This window comes from Arcticibacter tournemirensis, assembly GCF_006716645.1.
Taxonomy (GTDB): domain Bacteria; phylum Bacteroidota; class Bacteroidia; order Sphingobacteriales; family Sphingobacteriaceae; genus Arcticibacter; species Arcticibacter tournemirensis.
Genome location: NZ_VFPL01000001.1, coordinates 250,193 through 268,726 on the forward strand (window position 1 = coordinate 250,193; position 18,534 = coordinate 268,726).

General features: G+C 44.8%; 10 protein-coding genes. 1 reads left to right on the forward strand and 9 read right to left on the reverse strand.

Annotated features, from left to right (window positions below):
* Positions 1-2: 2 nt before the first annotated feature.
* The 5 genes from BDE36_RS01155 to BDE36_RS01175 all read right to left on the reverse strand — a co-directional run bounded on the left by BDE36_RS01155 (position 3) and on the right by BDE36_RS01175 (position 9,253).
* Complete coding sequence (locus tag BDE36_RS01155) at positions 3-3,359, reverse strand: SusC/RagA family TonB-linked outer membrane protein (RefSeq protein WP_141813422.1); 3,357 nt, start codon at positions 3,357-3,359, stop codon at positions 3-5.
* Between the two features lie 15 nt (positions 3,360-3,374).
* On the reverse strand, positions 3,375-5,963 hold the full coding sequence (locus BDE36_RS01160; protein ID WP_141813423.1) for a zinc-dependent metalloprotease: 2,589 nt from the start codon (positions 5,961-5,963) through the stop codon (positions 3,375-3,377).
* A 134-nt stretch (positions 5,964-6,097) separates the two neighbouring features.
* Complete coding sequence (locus BDE36_RS01165) at positions 6,098-7,708, reverse strand: histidine kinase (protein ID WP_141813424.1); 1,611 nt, start codon at positions 7,706-7,708, stop codon at positions 6,098-6,100.
* Positions 7,709-7,795: 87 nt separating this feature from the next.
* Positions 7,796-8,473 (reverse strand): hypothetical protein, encoded by a 678-nt coding sequence (locus tag BDE36_RS01170; protein WP_141813425.1) that lies wholly within the window; start codon positions 8,471-8,473, stop codon positions 7,796-7,798.
* Between the two features lie 63 nt (positions 8,474-8,536).
* Positions 8,537-9,253, reverse strand: a complete 717-nt coding sequence (locus BDE36_RS01175) for a hypothetical protein (protein WP_141813426.1) — start codon at positions 9,251-9,253, stop codon at positions 8,537-8,539.
* A 159-nt stretch (positions 9,254-9,412) separates the two neighbouring features.
* Here BDE36_RS01175 and BDE36_RS01180 point away from each other — a divergent pair, with 159 nt between their 5' ends.
* Positions 9,413-12,067: a glycoside hydrolase family 78 protein gene (locus BDE36_RS01180; protein WP_235904462.1), complete on the forward strand. Its 2,655-nt coding sequence runs from the start codon at positions 9,413-9,415 to the stop codon at positions 12,065-12,067.
* Positions 12,068-12,071: 4 nt separating this feature from the next.
* Here the strand turns inward: BDE36_RS01180 and BDE36_RS01185 are convergent, their stop codons facing one another.
* From BDE36_RS01185 to BDE36_RS01200, 4 genes are all read right to left on the reverse strand, one after another.
* A complete protein-coding gene (locus BDE36_RS01185; protein WP_235904460.1) occupies positions 12,072-14,486 on the reverse strand; it encodes a GH92 family glycosyl hydrolase in 2,415 nt (804 codons plus the stop codon).
* Between the two features lie 21 nt (positions 14,487-14,507).
* Complete coding sequence (locus tag BDE36_RS01190) at positions 14,508-15,707, reverse strand: glycoside hydrolase family 76 protein (protein WP_141813427.1); 1,200 nt, start codon at positions 15,705-15,707, stop codon at positions 14,508-14,510.
* Between the two features lie 61 nt (positions 15,708-15,768).
* Entirely contained in the window at positions 15,769-16,911 is a 1,143-nt protein-coding gene (locus tag BDE36_RS01195; protein ID WP_141813428.1) for a SusE domain-containing protein, read from the reverse strand.
* Positions 16,912-16,927: 16 nt separating this feature from the next.
* Positions 16,928-18,532: a RagB/SusD family nutrient uptake outer membrane protein gene (locus BDE36_RS01200; RefSeq protein ID WP_141813429.1), complete on the reverse strand. Its 1,605-nt coding sequence runs from the start codon at positions 18,530-18,532 to the stop codon at positions 16,928-16,930.
* Between the last annotated feature and the right edge of the window lie 2 nt (positions 18,533-18,534).

The window sequence follows — 18,534 nt, forward strand, 5'->3', positions numbered from 1 at the left end:
ATTTAAAAGCTTGCGTTAATACCAATGTTGATGCTTTTTGTAATCGGTTGCGCATAAATATCACCGAATGTCTCCGGATCAAAATATCCGTCGTAGTTTTTGCTGGCTACAAATAAGTTATTCCCTTCTACACTAAATCGCAGGTGCCGGGCACCTATCCGTTTAGACACCGCAGAAGGAAGGGTATAGCCGAGTCGAATGCTGTTTACACGCAAGTAACTGAGAGATTTAGCCCAAATATCATAGTATTGATATGTATTCATGGGGTCAGCTACCGAGTTCCACTGATTTACCATCCACCGGTCTGCATTCTCTGTACTATAACTAATGATACGGGGAAGTGAAGAAGCGGTATTTTGCGGTGTCCAGGTATTTAACAGTTCACGGGAATAGTTTATGCCTCTGTCAACCTGCGCTGGATTGTACATGTCCTTACGGAGAACGGTTTTGTCAAGAAAGAAACTTGTAGTTACAGCCAGGTCAAAGTTTTTATACCTAAACTTATTAATAAATCCACCTGTGAATTTCGGATCGGCATCTCCTGCATAGCTAAAGAGATTTCTGTATTCTTCATATGTCAGTTTAGATTCTGTGAGTTCTCCCGGAAAAAGGTCTGCCCAGGGATCATACAGTTTAAAGAAATTTTCGAAAGACACCACCTGTCCGCCCTGATAAAACTGGACGTATCCCTGATCATCAAGGCCAGCTGTTTTGATCACGAAAACGCTATTGACAGGATATCCTTCTTTTGATGGCATCCGGTCTGTGTCCCTGGCTATTTGCCTGGTGACTTTGCTTTTGTTGCGGGAAATATTAAAGTCAGTTGACCAACTAAAATTGCGGCTTTCGATATTGCGGGAGTATAATGAAACCTCAAGACCCTCGTTTTTCACCCTGGACCAGTTCACATTCAGGTAGGCAAAACCGGTTTCAAGAGGCAGGGCTCGCATTGCCAGCAGGTCTTTGCCGTGCCGGTTATAATAGTCGACCGTTAGCTGAATTCTGTTATTCAGCACTCCAAGGTCAATTCCGCCATTCAAAGTTGAGGTTTTCTCCCAACGTAATTTATCATTTGGAGGAGACTGGACCGTAATTTGCTGTTCCGGATAACCAGGTAAAATTGTGCCGTTCTGAAAATAGCCCAAAAGATATGGAGACGATGTCTTATCAATATTACCCTGTAATCCGTAAGAGGCCCTCAGTTTCAAGTTAGATAACCATTTTACATCCTCCAGGAAGCTCTCCTGTTTTGCATTCCAGGCACCTGATACAGAATATATTGGCAACCATTTGTATTTGGGATCTACACCGAATAAATCTGATCCATCATACCGGATGCTTCCGTAAAGCGTATATCTCCTATCGTAAGTGTAGGAAAGAATACCATAAAAAGAAGCATAAGCATTGCGAGCCTCCATTCTGTTGTATGGCTGATATGTTGTAGTCGAAGTACCACTATAGCCGGAGGGGAAAACTATTGGGGAAGTTGTGAGTGTCTTTGGGTCATACCCGAACCCCCTGCTTAAGATATTATCATTGTTATTCCTTCTAAACTCGGATCCGGCCATTGCTTCAATCTCATGTTTCTGATCGATCACTGTATTGAACTCCAGAATATTCTTCCAGTTATATTGAAAGAACGAAGTATTCTGGTTCTCGATCATGCCTCCGGCAGGAAGAAAATACTGGTATTTTTTAGTGGAAGAATTGTAATAAGATGTTCCGGCACGGAACTTCCTAACATAAAAACTCTCCTGATCGCCATACTTCTCTGAATTGTTTTCATCTATCTGAATTCCCATTTCCGTGCGGAATTTCAACGGCTGAATGATTTTCCATTCAAGATTGAAAAGTCCTTTGAAGCTTTTATTATTAAAAGTATAGTCAGTATTCTCCCTTTCCTCAATAGCATTAAAAGGAAGATAAATATCACCTGCGAGGTTTGACGATCCAGTAATATCAGGATCGTAAACAAATGCACCGTTCTCGTCACGCACCCTCAGATAAGGATTGACATTTCTGGAGTATGTTGCAGGCTTAGTCTGCGCGGAAGCTTCGGATATATAACTTTCACGATCAGAAGCTGTACCAAATAAACCTGCACCAACTTTAAGTTTATCTGATACTTTCAGATTCGTTTTCAATGTAACATTATATCTTTTCAGACCTGTACCCTTTGTCGAGCCTTTTTCATTGTAATAGCCTGCGGAGAAATAATAATCGGCATCGTCATTACCGCCCGATATACTGGCAGTATACTGCTGGTTCACCGATGTTTGATACAGCTCCTTGCCCCAGTCGGTGTTGACAGATCTGAGATTGTTTATACTCTCCTGGGTAGCTGCATTCAGCGCGCTGAAGCCTCCCTGGCGAAATGCGTTCAACTGACCGTTCTGATTGAGGATCCTTGCCACGGCGCCATACGTATCGCGGTAAGTAAGATCTTCGCGGGCGGCAAGGCCCAGCTCCCAATCTACTTTTTCATTAGAGTTCATCAGGTTCAGCCGACTGAAATCAGGACGCTGACCGATGAACGAGTTAGCATTCACGTTTACCTGCATCGGACCTTTCTTACCATTTTTTGTTGTGATCACAATCACACCGTTAGCAGCCCTTACGCCATAAATGGCTGTAGCCGCAGCATCCTTTAGGATGGTAATGTCTTCAATGTCGTCGGGATTGACGCCGGCAATAGGAAAATTGCGAAGCTGATCAATATTGTCTTTGTCGAGTACAGCGGGCATATTATCCCCTTCAAGAGGGATTCCGTCGAGAACCCACAGCGGCTCCTGGTTACCGTTTAAAGAGGCGGTTCCCCTGATCCGGATCTTTGGCGCTGCGCCGGGTCCACCGTTCAGGGTAGTAACCACTACACCGGCTACCTGTCCCTGCAGCATCTGGTCAACCCCCACCACACCGCTCTGGCGGATATCGGCAAAGCTCACCTTAGATGAGGCTGTGGTGTTTTTACTCTTCTTAATCGAGTTGTATCCCGTAACAATTACTTCCTTCAGTTGATTCTCGTCGTTAGTCAGCCGCACACGTATAAAAGTCTTTCCACTTATGTCGATCACTTTCGAGGCAAAGCCAAGAAAACTAACCCGGATGGTGCGGATACCTGCCGGGAGGGTGAGACTGAAGTTACCTTCGACGTCTGTTACAGTACCCAGAGCCGAGCTGCGGATCACGCCGGTTTCGCTGGTCTGCTCGCCTATCGTCGACTTGTCGGCAATGACTGATGCTCCAGGTACCGGCTTTCCGTCGTCGTCGGAGAGCACCTGCCCCCTGATTGTCACCTGCTGTCCGTGCACCACAGTGCCCAGAAGCAGTAGAAATAATAAAAGTAATGATCTATTCATGTGTGATTTATGTTGCTATTGAATATTAAGTCCCCGGCGTATCCTGAGCATCAGGTCCTGATAATGCCCGCGTGTTAGTTCGTCCCCCGTTTTTTCTTTACGTTCAAGGAGCCGGAATACTTTTAAGAGTTCGGCGCGTTTTAAAAGCGCAGCTTCGGACGTACGCGACATGAGGCTTACATTCATATTCCTCAAGGCGGTTGGCTCCTGATTAAAGTCGGCTTTCGGCTGCATGTAATCACAGTCGTCATACAGGCTTTTCGCAGACAGCTTTTCGAGCAGTTTACCTGAGCTGACAAGCAGGGCATCTACGTAATTCTGCTGAAACATCCGTTCGTAAATATCGAGCGACTTGCCTTTATACGTAGGCCTAAAAACTTCAGCATGTATCCTGCTGAACAGCTCCGTTGCCGTAAATACATTTTCTTTGCCCCAGAATACCTCCGCTTCGGCCATCCTCAGCAGGCGCTCATCGGCCAAAAGCTTATAGATGATGTCGTACTGTGCATTTCTGCGAATGTTATACGGTGTATACTCAAAAGGCCCCATCGGAGAATCCTGAACCGGCAGGAACTTCGCAAGGAGCTGAGACTCCATTAACCATCCCGGCATATTGAATGCTTCTTTCTTAAGGTAGTCGAAAGCTTCTTTCTGCCTTTGTGCCGGTACCGGCTTCCAGGCTCCCTTGCCATCTCCCTGTACAGGGTTCTCCAGGTAAAAACCGCCTATATTTGATAGCACATGCCCGGCATACATCTGCCATTGTTGGATAGCTGCCAGTAAAAGTTTTCCGGCTTCGTAATAGTCTTCTCCTACAGTTGCGGCAATCGTACTTATTTGGGGTACGATGTGGCGGAGATTTTGAAGCCCATAGTAACTGGCTTTTACGTTGTTGTCTCCCAGATCTTCCGACTGCGCCCTTGGGTCTACAGTATTCTGTGCATCCTGCTGCTCACCATACTTGTACATCGGGTCGTTCTCATGTTGCCTGATCCAGCTCTGAAGTACAGGCAGCTCCTTGTGCGGGTCGCCCGCATCCAGCCACCGGTAACCCCATTCAATGGCATACCGGTCGTATACGCCGATCTGCGGGTTAATGTTCCGTACTCCATCTCCCGGCTGAGCAACATAATTGAAACGCGCATAATCCATGATAGAGGGGGCCGTTCCTCCCATACGGGCAGTGAAAGAAGGTGATCGAAGCGAATCAACCGGAAATGCTGATGACGCTTCCATATTGTGTTTTAATCCAAGTGTGTGTCCTATTTCATGAGAAGATACGAAGCGGATAGCATTAGCCATCAGTGCAGACGAAAGATTCTTTGCGCTTGCCGCCGTATCAATCGCTCCTGTTTGAATGCGCATCCAGTATTTCAGCGAGGTCATTACATTATGCCACCAGATCACGTCGGACTCGAGGATCTCGCCGGAACGCGGATCAATTACCGACGGCCCCATGGCATTCGACTTCGGAGATGCTGCATAAGTTACAACCGAATATCTTACATCGTCAGCATCAAAGTCGGCAGTGTCAATAACTTCCCTTGCCTGTATGGCATTTTTAAATCCTGCCTGCTCAAAAGCCTTTTGCCAGTCGTTGATACCTGCCTTAATCGCGTTTACCCACTGAGGAGGGGTCGCCGGATCAACATAAAAAACTATCGGCTTAACGGGCTCAACCAGTTCGCCTTTTTTATATCGCTCCCGGTCTTCCGGCTTTGGCTCCAGTCGCCAGCGTGTGATGAGCTCGCGCGACTCCATTTGCTGTTGCTTATCCGAAAAGTACCACCTTGGCGTGGTAAAGAAGCCAATTCGCTTGTCGCCGAAGCGAGGAGTCATCGGCTTATCGGGAAGCAAAAGCACGTTCGTTGTGACCTTCACACTTACCGGCATGGTGTTATTTCCCTCGGTTACTGAAGTCGTTAGTAATGATTTTACGACCAGGTTCTGGGGGAAGGTTTTAATATCTTCGATGGCCGAAAGAGAACTTTTCGCACTCGTTCCAAGTCCGATATCGTTAAATACATCGTTAAAGCTTTTTTCCGTACCATCGAACACGCGGTTCACTTTCACCACTACAGCCGAAGAATCGGTATTGTATGCTTCTATTTTAAATGATTCGATAACCGAGCCGGTAAAGTTCTCTTGTACCGACTGTGTGATCTTATCGGAAGCGGGCGATTCTACCCTTGGAACAATGGTTTTTACCCAAACTGTTCCGGCCCTCCTGTTGAGAGAGAAGCGGATTACTTTATTCTCGGTATTCATCCCTTTATTGATCCCTGCTTCGTTAATGGAAAGCGGAACAGAGGAGATCTTATTTACGAGCAGAAAGTCTCTTTGCATCCAGCGGAGCGGAATCTCAAAATAAAAGTCGTTATCGACGCGGTGTATGTCGAAAATACCCTTTATTGTCGTTGCTTTTTTCAAAAGCTCTTTATACGACTTGCTGTTGCCCTTCTTATCTGCCTCGGCGCTGTCGGCACGAGCCTCCGTTTTCTTTTCTGCCGGCTTTACGGTCGATTTAGTTTTCGTTTGAGCGAAAATATCTGCAGAAAAAGAAAATACCAGAAACAAAAAGAGAATTACCTTAAAAAAATCCATGAAAAGGACGTTGTGCGCCCTGTTTATCCCGAAAATCACACATCCAATATCACCTAAAATCACTCTATCTTAAAATCATACCGAACGAAAGCGCTGTTTGCCGGTGTGAACACGCATTTTGAGGGAGCAAATTTTCAATCAATTTGAATATTTGATTGTTGAATGACCGGAAAAGAGCATATAAAAACATCTCCCTCCTGTTTATAGGAAAACCCGGCAATTTTATAATGATCATAAATACTTCGAATGTAATTTAACCCGTACCCTCCCGAGTCTACCGGAGTTGACCGTGGTTGGAAATCACTTTCAACAAGGACTTTATCTCCATCGCTTCTGACCGAAATAGTAAGAGGCTGCTCTTTTGAAACGACGTTGTGTTTCACTGCATTTTCTACTGCAGTTTGAATAGCCATAAAGGGAAGCTTGCCCTGCAAATGGAAGATATCGATATCTGTATGAAGAATTTTGAGTGCATCGCCAAACCGCACGCGTAACAGGTAGGTATATTGTTCGGCAAAATCAATCTCCGACTGTACAGAAGACAGACTGTCGGGAAACTCATTTAACACGTACCTGTATACCTTAGAAAGTTTCATCACAAATGTTTTAGCGGTTTCAGGCTCCCTGCCGATCAGTGCACTCAGTGACCCAAGAGAATTAAAAAGGAAGTGAGGATTGATCTTCTGCTTGAGCTTATCCAGCTGCAGGAGGGCATTCTCTTTCTCCTGCTTTTCTGCCATCAGCAGCAATTTTTGTTTTTCCAGGAGCAGCGATTGCTGTTCGTCCTCAGCGCTCTGCCTCATCGAGAATTCCTTAAACCATTTCCTTTGGCTATACGCTCCGGTGATCAATATCACAACCAGGGAGAATAAGCCGAGAAGCGCCGAGTATTTGGATATGGAATTTATCTCCTCATCTACAAGTAAAGTGGGTGTGTCAACAATAAATAGCCAGGGCTGTTCAGCTACCGCAAAAGAAGAGTACTTTCTTACCACCCGAACACCTAAAAAATCGGACTCTACGGTATCCATTAAATTCACTTTACCGGAATCCGACTTTACAAACTGGAGTTCTTTCGGTGTTAGAACCCTTTTTCCAATGAGCTTTTGATCGGGGTAGAAGATAGAAACGCCCTCTTCATCGGTTATAAACGCATAGGCCTGGCCTTCCGGATCGGCCTCTTCCATATATTTCTGCAGCTCACGCATATCCAGGTTAAAGCCAAGAAAGAAAGCTGCTTTAGTGCGGGGATTAACAGCTTTTACACCATAAATCCATCTGACGGAGCCGTTATCCTTCACTAAATCACTATAGGAGTCTTTGGAGGTTAAAACCTCCGATATCCGGTCTCTTATCTTATTATCGTTGATTGTACTGATATCCGCCGCAGATTTACGGCTCAGCGAAGCAAACTGACTTTTTCCCTTGCCTTCAGAAGCATACCAGATATGATTGATAATGGGATCGGAAAAAAGAATGGTTTTGAATAGTTCTGGTTCTTTCCCGTTTTTTAGCTCCTGTGCGGCGGTCTGCCGGGCTAGTTCGACTTTATCCAAAAGCTCGTTAAACCTGCTTCGAAAAAAAAACTCCTTATGCCGCTGAACTCCGGCGGTGAGTGTTCCGCCAATTGTTTCCGCCGATTTGCCTAGCCTCCAATTGATAAAAAAGGCAACTGCGAGAAAAGATATCACCACAATAACCGCGGGAAGCAGCAGATAAGGACCACCTTTCACCTGATTCTTCATCGCGCAAAGATAACTCTATTTTAACTGCAGCAATAAAAACGACACATGGCTGAAGGCGAGATATCCACAGAAGAGCAGGGGGCAATGTTAAAAAGGAAGTTTATAGCTCAGACCAATCCTTAAAAACCGGGAGTAAACTTCCGGATCGGCCCCAATCATATTAGCCTGATAATTAATCGTTCCATAGGAGTACCCCACTGTAAATCCCATACTTTTATGATAAGCTGTGGCATTGATTCGAATACGGGCATCCACGGCTGGGATATCTCTTTCGTTCTTTATCTGCAAATTAAAGTCGGGTACGGTTCCTTTCTCCATACTTTTTAATCCGATGCCAAGGTCCGGCCCAACAGAAATGTCGACAGGAATTCCAAAATTAAACCGGTGGCCCGCGTATGGGTGTACTGATATAAATTGGTTTCTTAAAGAGGCATGGCCAAAATCTTCTTCCTTAGCAGGAGCTCCATAGTAAAGTATTCTATCAATCTTTATCCTGCTTGCAAGGGATTCGTAACCCGATTGTAAACCCCAGATAGTATTGTTCTTTGTTATTCTCTGAATCTGTAAATAAAGAGCATAAGAAAACGAACTTCCGGTCCCGTAAGGATTGTTGGTATAACTGCTATTTATAAAAGAACTCTTTTCGGCCGATTTTCCACCGAAACTAAAAAGACCTGTTTGGGCATGGACGGAATACTCGGTTTTTTGAGCAAGAAGGGAAAGGGTACAAACAGTGAAAAAAGATACAAGGATGAGGAGTTTCATAATGGGTTTTTCTGTCCATACGAAAGTCGCGGCCTGATTGATACAAAGGTTAGTTTAGCTGTTCTATCCTGGTGAACCGGAATGGTCTTTATTCTTTTTCCACCAGCCCCAGTTATAATTACTCATATCGAAGCCTTCTAAATAGGATATTTTCCAGGTCCCCGCATTCTTGATCGCCGTAACTGTATAGTAGAAATCCTCGCCCCAGGTCCACTTAAACTGTGCTTTATTATTGGTAATTTGAATATCCGTGAGTTTTGTTATGCTCAAATAGTTATCAGGATAATCCTGACAGTTACACCACTCATTGACATCTTTGCTAAAAGTGGGGATCTCACCCTCGCGCCAAAATGAAGAGCCATCACGCAACTCCTTGTCCATTCGAACAGCGATCTTGCGATAATCACTCAAAAAGCTTTCCGCAAACATTCCCATTTGCCTAAGTTCCTCTATCGCCTTTTTATTTTTTTCCAGGTTGATACCGGAATACGTTGTATCTGTTGTTTTATTTTTTAAAGGAGGGAAACCCTCGAATTGCATTCCCGATGTTTCATGCCATTTTAATAGCTTTTTGACCAGATTTGTAAGCGCAACAGTATCATTCGAAGGAGGTTCGGGAGATGTAGAAACTCCGGAATCTGATGATGCTGTGTCAGCGAAGGCCGTGTCGGAGGCGCTTGTCTCCGCACCCCTGGGACTACTGCAATTTGAAAAAATAAAAGACAAAAGGATGAACGCAACGTTCAGGTTTATAAAGCGACAGATTAGGTTGGTTTTCATGATTCTAAGGTAGAAAAAATTATTTCCCATAAGGTAAATAAAAAAAGAAATAAATATTTGTATCAAAAAGTATAAAAGAAAAAGAAATAAATAAAATATTTTTGCTAAATCGATTAATTATTAAGAATAGCCGCATATAAACTTACTTATCCAATTATAATGATGAAATTCTGCTCTATTTTAACAAGCGCCACGATTATGTTGGTTGTCTTTAATCTTACTGCTTCCGCTCAGAAATTAAGCGTAACTGATTTACAGGTGGAACATCAGGTAAATCCGCTTTCTGTAGAACCTGCTATTCCCCGAATGAGCTGGAAATTAGCGTCGACTGCCAAAAATATTCTTCAGAAGTCTTACGAGATCAGGGTTGGGACAGATGCGAAAGCCACTTCATCCGGAAAGAACCTGCTTTGGAATAGCACAAAAACCAGTGATCAGTCTGTATTAGTAGAATACGATGGGACTGCACTAAAGCCGGGCCAACGGTACTACTGGCAGGTGAGAGTAACAGACAACCAGCGAAATACATCGCCATGGAGCGCAGTTCAGTTCTGGCAAATGGGACTAAAGGCTTCCGACTGGAAGGCAAAGTGGATCTCTGTGCCTGAAAAGGATACTGCACTGGCTAGCCCCATGTTCAGAAAAACGGTGAATTTGAGCAAAACGGTAAAACTAGCGACAGCGTACATTACCGCAAGGGGGCTTTACGAAGCTTATATCAACGGCAAAAAAGTAGGGGATGCTTACTTCACTCCCGGCTGGACCAGTTATAAAGACCATTTGCAATACCAGGCCTACGACGTAACGGCATTACTAAAAAAAGGAACCAACGCTCTGTCGGCTATACTCGCCGATGGCTGGTACAAGGGACGGGTGGCCTTCGCAGATCGCTCATCTTTTTACGGCGACACGCGTGCGCTGCTGATGCAGGTGCAGGTACAGTATACAGATGGCAGCAGCGAAACCTTGATATCTGATGATAGCTGGAAAACCGCTTATGGCGCCTTATTGAAATCGAGCCATTATGATGGTGAAATTTACGATGCAAGAAAAGAACGGGCAGGATGGACCCAGACAACGTATAACGAAGGGAGCGACTGGCGTGCGGTGCGGATAATGGATTATGGCTACGGCAACCTGGTTGGCATGAGTGGACCGGAAGTGCGTAAACACGAAAAAATTGTTGCGGTAAAAATAATTAAAACCCCTAAAGGGGAGATAGTGGCCGACTTCGGTCAGAACCTCGTGGGATGGGTTGAACTTAAAACAAAAGGACCGGCGAATACCAGGATTACCTTGAGCCACGCCGAAGTACTCGATAAAGCAGGAAACTTTTATACCGAAAATCTTCGTTCGGCCAAGCAACAGAATACTTATTATCTTAAAGGGGATCAGGAACAGGTGTTCTCTCCTCATTTCAGTTTCCAGGGATTCAGGTATGTCAAGATAGAGGGTTATCCGCAAGAATTAAAGCCTGAGGATCTCACCGCAGTAGTACTTCACTCTGAAATGACGCCTACCGGCACATTTAAAACATCTAATACACTGCTTAACCAACTGCAACACAATATAACCTGGGGGCAGAAAGGGAATTTCGTGGATGTGCCAACCGATTGTCCGCAGCGCGATGAACGCCTTGGATGGACAGGTGATGCCCAGGCTTTTTACTATACGGCTGCATACAACATGGATGTAAGCGGCTTCTTTACCAAATGGCTAAAGGATGTAAAGGCCGATCAACACAAAGACGGAAGTATCCCTTTTGTAGTGCCCGACGTGTTAAACCCTGGTGATGCAGGCGCTGCTGGCTGGGGCGATGTTGCCACTATCATCCCCTGGGGTATGTATGATACCTATGGCGATAAACGTATACTCGAAACGCAATATGAAAGTATGAAGGCCTGGGTAGATTTTATCAGTTCGAGGTCAAGGAAAAACCTTTGGAACACCGGGTCACACTTCGGCGACTGGTTATTTTACCGTCCGGATGATGATAATGACGGTCGTGCTGCGGTAACAGATAAATATATGATCGCACAATGCTTTTATGCGCATTCTACGCAGCTGTTAATAAACGCGGCGGAAGTGCTTGGCAAGAAGGACGATCAGGCGAAATACTCATCGCTGCTGAACGACATCAAAAAAGCATATGTGAACGAATATCTTACACCTAGCGGAAGGCTGGTATCGTCTACACAAACGGCTTATGTTCTGGCTCTGCAGTTTGATATGCTGCCCGAAAACCTGAGGGCACAGGCTGCGGAAAGACTGGTTGCCAATATCAGGGATTATGGCACCCACCTGACTACGGGTTTCCTGGGTACCCCATACTTATGTCATGTATTAACTAAGTTCGGTCATAACAAGGTAGCTTACGACTTGCTGATGCAGGAAAGTTACCCTTCGTGGTTATACCCTGTTAAAATGGGGGCTACCACCATATGGGAACGCTGGGATGGTATAAAGCCTGACGGCAGTTTCCAGGTGCCCAGCATGAACTCGTATAACCATTACGCCTATGGCGCAATAGGCGACTGGATGTATAAAAACATAGCAGGTATCCAGGCTGGCGCCCCAGGCTATAAAAAGATCGTCATCAAACCCATCATTGGCGGCAAGCTTACATGGGCAGAAGGATCGTACGACAGCGACTACGGCACGATCAGCAGTAAATGGAGAATAGAGGACAATAAACTGAAGCTGGATGTTACAATTCCCCCGAACACCACCGCCCAGATATGGGTGCCGGATGCTCAGGGGAAATCATACAAAAGCTTTAACGTGGGTGCTGGTGAGCACTATTTTGAGAGATAGCTGCTCAAAGCTTCAGATCGTTGTTGGGTTTGCTGTCCATTGTTAACTTCAGCTTACCGCCGTTTACAACATCTGCAAATGGGATAGATATAGAATTTTGCTTCTTTCCATTATTGAAGACTGATTGGACATAGATATTCCCCGGCGAATTATTCTCTGCTTCAATAACAAACTTATCCCCCTTATGGTATTCCTTGTTCAGCTTGATTTCGATCCGGCTGAACAGGGGACTTCCAATCTGAAACTTTGGATCAATTTGGGTCAGACCCTTTACGTCGAACAGTCCAATGCCTGCCATCACATACCATGCCCCCAGTTGTCCCTGGTCTTCATCCTGTCCATACCCGTATCCATGTAATCCTTCTGTACCATAAAATTCATTACAGATGGTACGTACCCATTTTTGTGTTAAATAGGGTTTTCCCGAGAAATTGAATAACCAGGATATATGTAAGTTCGGTTGATTACCATGATTATAAAGCGCATGCACTCCGGCAAAGGCATTAACTGTTTTACCACCTCCAAATGTATCGTTTTGGGAGAGCACAAAAATGCTGTCGAGGCGATTATTGAAAGTTTCCTGCCCGATCTTATTGATTAATTTCCCGGGTTCGTGAGGAACATAGAACGTATACTGCATGGCGTTCCCTTCCTGAAATCCTTCCCATGCAGCCAGTGGTTTGAAATTCTTAAGGAAATTCCCATCGCTGGTGCGGGGACGCATAAACTTCATTTCCGGATCGAACAGGTTTTCCCAGTTGGAGGCCATCTTAGACAGCAACTGATAATCGCTCTCTTTGCCCAGATGCTTTGCAAATTGTGCTACTGCAAAACTGCTGTATGAATATTCCAGGGTATGCGATGCTCCAAATACCGACCCTTCTTCCTGCTTGGTTATAAAGTAGTCGTCGCTCGGGATATAGGGACAATATCCCCGTTTTACAAATGCCCCTACATCCAGCTTACCGGCGCCTGCAGGGCGGTTTTTACCCACTGTTTCGTTCTTAAATGCAGCTTCGTATCCTAAATTATAATCAAAATCCCGTATACCACAATTGTAGGCGGCAGCAATAGCCAGGCTCGTAAAATTAGTTCCTACTCCGGATACATATTTGCTGTTAGCGATACCATCGCCCAACCAGCCTGTTTCCTTATACACTAACAGCTGGCTCTGCACCCAGTCTGAATAATATTCGGGATAAACTAAAGCCCACAATTGTGTAAGGTTCCAGGATCCTCCCCATATTGCATCTGAATTATAGTATTTGTATTCCGGCCGCTTATTTTGATCCAGAGCGATCTGACCAACCGTTCCATCATTCTTTGGGTAAGCTCCGTTAACATCACTAGCCAGTCCCCTTCCTAATAGTGCATGATATAAACCGGTATAGAATTTCACTTTATCGTTATGAGTACCGCCTTCAACTTTTATCCGCCCTAAAGCTTCATTCCATCTGCTCAGAGCTTGCCGTTTAGCCGTATCAAAGTTCATACTTACGGCTTCTGTATTATAGTTCAGCTTAGCGTTCTCAACAGAGGTATACGACTGGCCTATCTTCACTGTGATTTGTTCGTTTGCCGAAGTTTTATAGGCCACCGCCATACAAGCGCCAACCCCTTTTATTTCCTTTTGAGATACCGGCTGTTCGCCTCTTTTAAAAACCTTCACTTCAGTAGCAGGCCTGCTAAGCTTAGCATAGAAGTACATATTAACCTCTGCATCCGGCTGATACTTCTTAACATATTCCGGTTTTGTAATGACATAGCCTTCGATGGTAGTCTCGTCTACCAGTTTAATGTAGGCATCTTTTATTGCTCCGCTTTCGCCCAGCTGATTACCAATATCGAACAAGATATACGACTCATCCGACTTCGGGAACGTATACCGCTGAAAACCGACATGGTCTGTTGCCGTTAGTTCCACTTTCGCATTGTACTTGTCAAGAACAACTGAATAGTATCCCGATGTGGCATGCTCATTCTCTTTCTTAAAAGGAGAGCGGTAACCGGTTTCAGGCTGTTCTAACGTACCGGGCATAGTTTTCAATTTGCCCACCACAGGCATAAGCATTACACCGCCTACCTGAAATTCGTGAAAAACTGGAAATCCCTCGATAGACGAATGGTTGTCCTCATATCCCACCGCTTCCCAGCCTTGTTTATTTCCATACGACCCATTTGTTGAGGCGCCTAACTTTGCCATTCCAAACGGCACAGCTGCCGGCGTGTAAAAAAACCACCGGCTGTGAACAGAGCCTATGTTCGGATTAACATAATCTGATAACTTCGGTGCAGAAGTTTGTTTAAGACTCGCACATGAAAGCAACTGCCCGAAGACAGCCAATAAGATGACGTAGCTGAAAGCTTTTTTTACCATGGCCTGCAATATACAACCGGTTTGATTAATTACTTTTATCATAACGATACGGATCTGCTTTTCTTAGTTTACTTTTTCCTTTTTATACATACCTAAGGCTCCGTATGATTCCACTACTGCAGCCTGCATGAGCAAGGAGTAATATCTGCCCTGCTTTGCACCAGTCCAGTCTTCGAAAAAGAAACCCGCCTGAGTTCTGGCTTTATTATAGCCGTTATTTATGAAATTGCTGTATGTTTCTATATAGGTTTTAGCCTTCTCGTCATAGGGTGCCAGATCAATATATGCGCGTAATAACTTAGTGTTGAACCAGGGGTCGGTATCTGTATAGGATAAAATGCCATTACGTATTTTAACAAAATAATCATACGCGCCCTGGGCTGTTATTTTAGCTTCTTCCAGATATTGAGGATTGCCGGTAATTTCTGACAAACGGACTCCATTTTGTACCATGACCGCTGCGTTGTACGTCCAAAGGGTGGTATTTATAGAACCGTTAGCGTTGCGGTCATTCCAGTAACATTTAGTGGCGGGATCGTAAAGGTTAGACCGCATCCAGGTATATAGTCCTGTAGCCAAACTTAATATATGCTGCTTTTCAGACTGAGGGCACACTTTATAGTACTCAAGCAAAAAAAGAGTAGCATAGCCATTGGCACAGGCAGGTTTATTGGCATCTGCTGATGCCTGGCTGTATTTAAAATCTTCGTTCCACCATAAAGCTCCTCCCAGTTTGCTATCAATACCACTTTCGAGAAAAGGTACAATCCTGGCTGCGCGCTGCAGGTAAGTCACATCCTGTGTAATCTTGTATGCTTCGAGCAGACTGATTCCAACTATAGAATTATCGTCGTAGAAACGAGTACTTCCGCCCTTGCTCCCGTCAGTGGAAGAACCATATCCTCCAATGCTGTTGCCATGTGCAGCTGTCACGAAATACTTCTCATACCCATCAACTATTTCGGTGTACCGGACATTATATCCTAATGAGTGGAGCTGGGCTGCGCCGCTTACCATTGCGTCGTATGGCCAAAGGAAGGAATACGCCGCATCGCCACTTTGTGCAGGATAGTTTTCTTTGAACATATTGCCGGCCTTATAATACTGATTGATCAGATCAAATATCTCTTTAGCTCTCAAATGGTTATAAACCGTTTCAACAGGAGCAGGGCCTCCGCCTTCCGGCTTAATATAAGGCTCCGAGCCGTCACTGCACGAAGTTATCATAAAAGCCCCTATTAGTATACAAATTAACTTTTTCATCTTATCTGTTTTTAATAATCCGTCCATGTACCTGTTTCGGGGGAACATGAACGGATTAGAATTAAAGAGTTGTTATATTAGAAAACTGATGGACCATCAGATTATCCTTGTTGGTATCGATGGTTATGGTAGCACGCTTCAGGTCGAGATCACCGCTCATTTTCCAAAGATGATCCCATTGGCTCCAGGAAAACTCGCCTAACTGGTAAAATGACAACGGCTCATTTCCAGAAGGTCTTTCTGCACTTACGCCATCCATGCGTCCCCAGCATTTATCGGACCCATCTATATTTGCGATAAAGTAGTAGCGTTCTTCAGTCCAGCCCAGCCATCCCGGAGGATTTGTATCGGGCCGGCTCGGGTCGATAAATTTAATAGCACAGTTCCTTGCTTCAAACTTCCCGCTTCCGATATAAGCAAGGTTTCCGATTGTGCCGAATGTTGCTCCCCAGATGCACCTTACGCCAGAAATAACCTCCGTTTTAACCGATAGCGTATTGAAGTTTACTGTGATCCTGTAGGGGTTTGCATTGGGCGCTAATTTGATAACTCCAGGCCCTTCTTTAAGTTTCGTTCCATCCAGGTAATAACTGAACTCGTCTTGGCCTAAAGTTCCTTTCAGTTCCAGGTCGCCGCTGCCGGAAACCTTCGAATAGATCACGTATATGCCCTCTGAAGCTTTTCGGAAAGGCAGGCCACTAGCTCCGCTGCTCTCGTTACCAGAGCCATGGAGATATAATTTATCAGGCATATTATCAATTCCTTCTCCTCTGGTAAGCTCAATATCACTGCTTACTTCCGCTTTTTTAACATCTCCCCCTTTGGAAGTTAGCACGGTCCACGATAACGTGCCTGTCTCCCCAGGCTTTATCCCCGCTTTACGGGCAATACTATTCAGCTGATCGTGGCTTAACGTTAATTTAGTTAAAGCTCCGTTGTCGCCCGGAAGTTTTTGAATGGGATTGCTGAAATCGCCTCCCTTTTTGTCGAAGACTACATCATACAATACATATGAACCATCGGCAGCCCCGCCGCCGCTCCATGAAAACGTGATCGGGGAGGATGAAGTAACATCCAATATCACTTTCTTGGGTGACGACAAGTCGCTGGGAACAGTAAAGTCAGTTGATAGCTGGTAATCATCTTTACAACCAAAGAATGCCAGCAAAACAACCATTATAATTGAAACTTGTAACTTTTTCATAATCTGATAATAATGGTTACCAATTTGGATTTTGTGTAAGATTCTGATTCAGGTCGCGGTCTTTTTGAGGAATAGGCCACAAATAGTGCTTAGCGGAGTCAAACTTTCTGTTCTCAACCCTTACAAAGCCATTATCTGTTCCTGTAACATCTCCGGTATAAAGACCGTGGACCCAGCCGTTCATCACATTTTCGGCCGTCTTCCAACGAACGATATCTTTATGCCGAAGGCCTTCGAGGGCTAATTCACAGCGACGTTCGCGGCGAACGATATCAATCAGATTGGCAGAACCTGGGAAATTAAGCGCTTTGCTATCTGAAAATCCGGCACGCTGACGGATCAGGCGGATCGTGCGGTCCCATTGAGTGGCGTCTAATTGACCTTGCTCTGCCAGTGCTTCAGCATGCATTAACAGGATGTCGGCATAACGCATCAGGATAATGTTCAATCCCGACATTAAATTCGCACGGTAGCTGTTATCCCAGTATTTTTTTATATAGTACCCTGTAGCAGAGGCATCAGAAGAAAAGCCATATCCATCGGGAGATACATTCTTGCCCGTATTGACAACATGATTAGTACCATCTGCCTTCTTATACGAATTTCCGGTATAAATAATTGTTGCAGCGAGCCGGGGATCACGGTTGCTGAACGGATTAGCAGGATCGTAGCTCCCTGCAGGAGCGTTCTTTATAGAATACCCGTCAAGAGTGATATAATCATCCACCAACTCCTGAAGCGGCGAAAGCTGGGAGTAGCCTCCTAATGAAGGAGGCAGGAAGTGATACTGGATGTTATGTTCGCGGTTGACTGCCATGTATTGAACATCTAACATCACCTCGGGATTATTTTCATTCTGTACGGTGAAAAGGCCTTCATAACTTCCGAAAAGGGAGAAACCACCATTCGTGATTATTGCATTCGTGACAGGCACCACCTCAGCGTAGCGACGTTCGAACATCAGGATGCGGGCTTTGAGTCCCATGGCAGCCCAGCGGGTTATCCGCCCGGTATTCTTACTGTCGTATGAAGCAGGAAGATAATTATTATCAATAATTGCTGATAAATCACTCAGCAGTTTATCGACCACCTCGGCTTTAGGCGTACGGGCGATCGACTTTGCATCGCTCATAGAAAGAACATTCGTGAAATAAGGTATATCACCAAATTTCGAATACAGTTCGAAATAATGGTAAACCCTTATAAATGTTGCTTCGCCTATATAACGATTGCGTAATTCATCGGTTAAACCGGGTACCTGCTGAATATTATTCAACAGAAGATTACATTGACGAATACCGGAATAGCGGTAATCCCATACGGAGGCCACATACGAATCGGCGGTAGAGAAGGAGCCGTTGCCCACGGCCTGATTATGCGTATTAGGCACTTTGGTATAAGCATTATCAGTCATTGCATCAGAATACAGTACCTCATCGGCGTTGTTTATACTCTGATAGCACTTGTTCACGGCCGACAGAGCAGCTTCGGGTTCTTTCCAGTAATTAAGATCGGTATCTCTGTCGTGCGGTGCAAGATCGAGCTTCTGGCAGGACACTGCCGAGAGTAGTACAATAAGCATTGCAATACCATGTCTTACTGTTTGGATATATCTTTTCATGG

Bases quoted from the DNA above. Each gene is read 5' to 3' on its own strand.
- BDE36_RS01155 (WP_141813422.1), bottom strand. From the start codon at position 3,359: ATGAATAGATCATTACTTTTATTATTTCTACTGCTTCTGGGCACTGTG.
- BDE36_RS01160 (WP_141813423.1), bottom strand. From the start codon at position 5,963: ATGGATTTTTTTAAGGTAATTCTCTTTTTGTTTCTGGTATTTTCTTTT.
- BDE36_RS01165 (WP_141813424.1), bottom strand. From the start codon at position 7,708: ATGAAGAATCAGGTGAAAGGTGGTCCTTATCTGCTGCTTCCCGCGGTT.
- BDE36_RS01170 (WP_141813425.1), bottom strand. From the start codon at position 8,473: ATGAAACTCCTCATCCTTGTATCTTTTTTCACTGTTTGTACCCTTTCC.
- BDE36_RS01175 (WP_141813426.1), bottom strand. From the start codon at position 9,253: ATGAAAACCAACCTAATCTGTCGCTTTATAAACCTGAACGTTGCGTTC.
- BDE36_RS01180 (WP_235904462.1), top strand. From the start codon at position 9,413: ATGATGAAATTCTGCTCTATTTTAACAAGCGCCACGATTATGTTGGTT.
- BDE36_RS01185 (WP_235904460.1), bottom strand. From the start codon at position 14,486: ATGATAAAAGTAATTAATCAAACCGGTTGTATATTGCAGGCCATGGTA.
- BDE36_RS01190 (WP_141813427.1), bottom strand. From the start codon at position 15,707: ATGAAAAAGTTAATTTGTATACTAATAGGGGCTTTTATGATAACTTCG.
- BDE36_RS01195 (WP_141813428.1), bottom strand. From the start codon at position 16,911: ATGAAAAAGTTACAAGTTTCAATTATAATGGTTGTTTTGCTGGCATTC.
- BDE36_RS01200 (WP_141813429.1), bottom strand. From the start codon at position 18,532: ATGAAAAGATATATCCAAACAGTAAGACATGGTATTGCAATGCTTATT.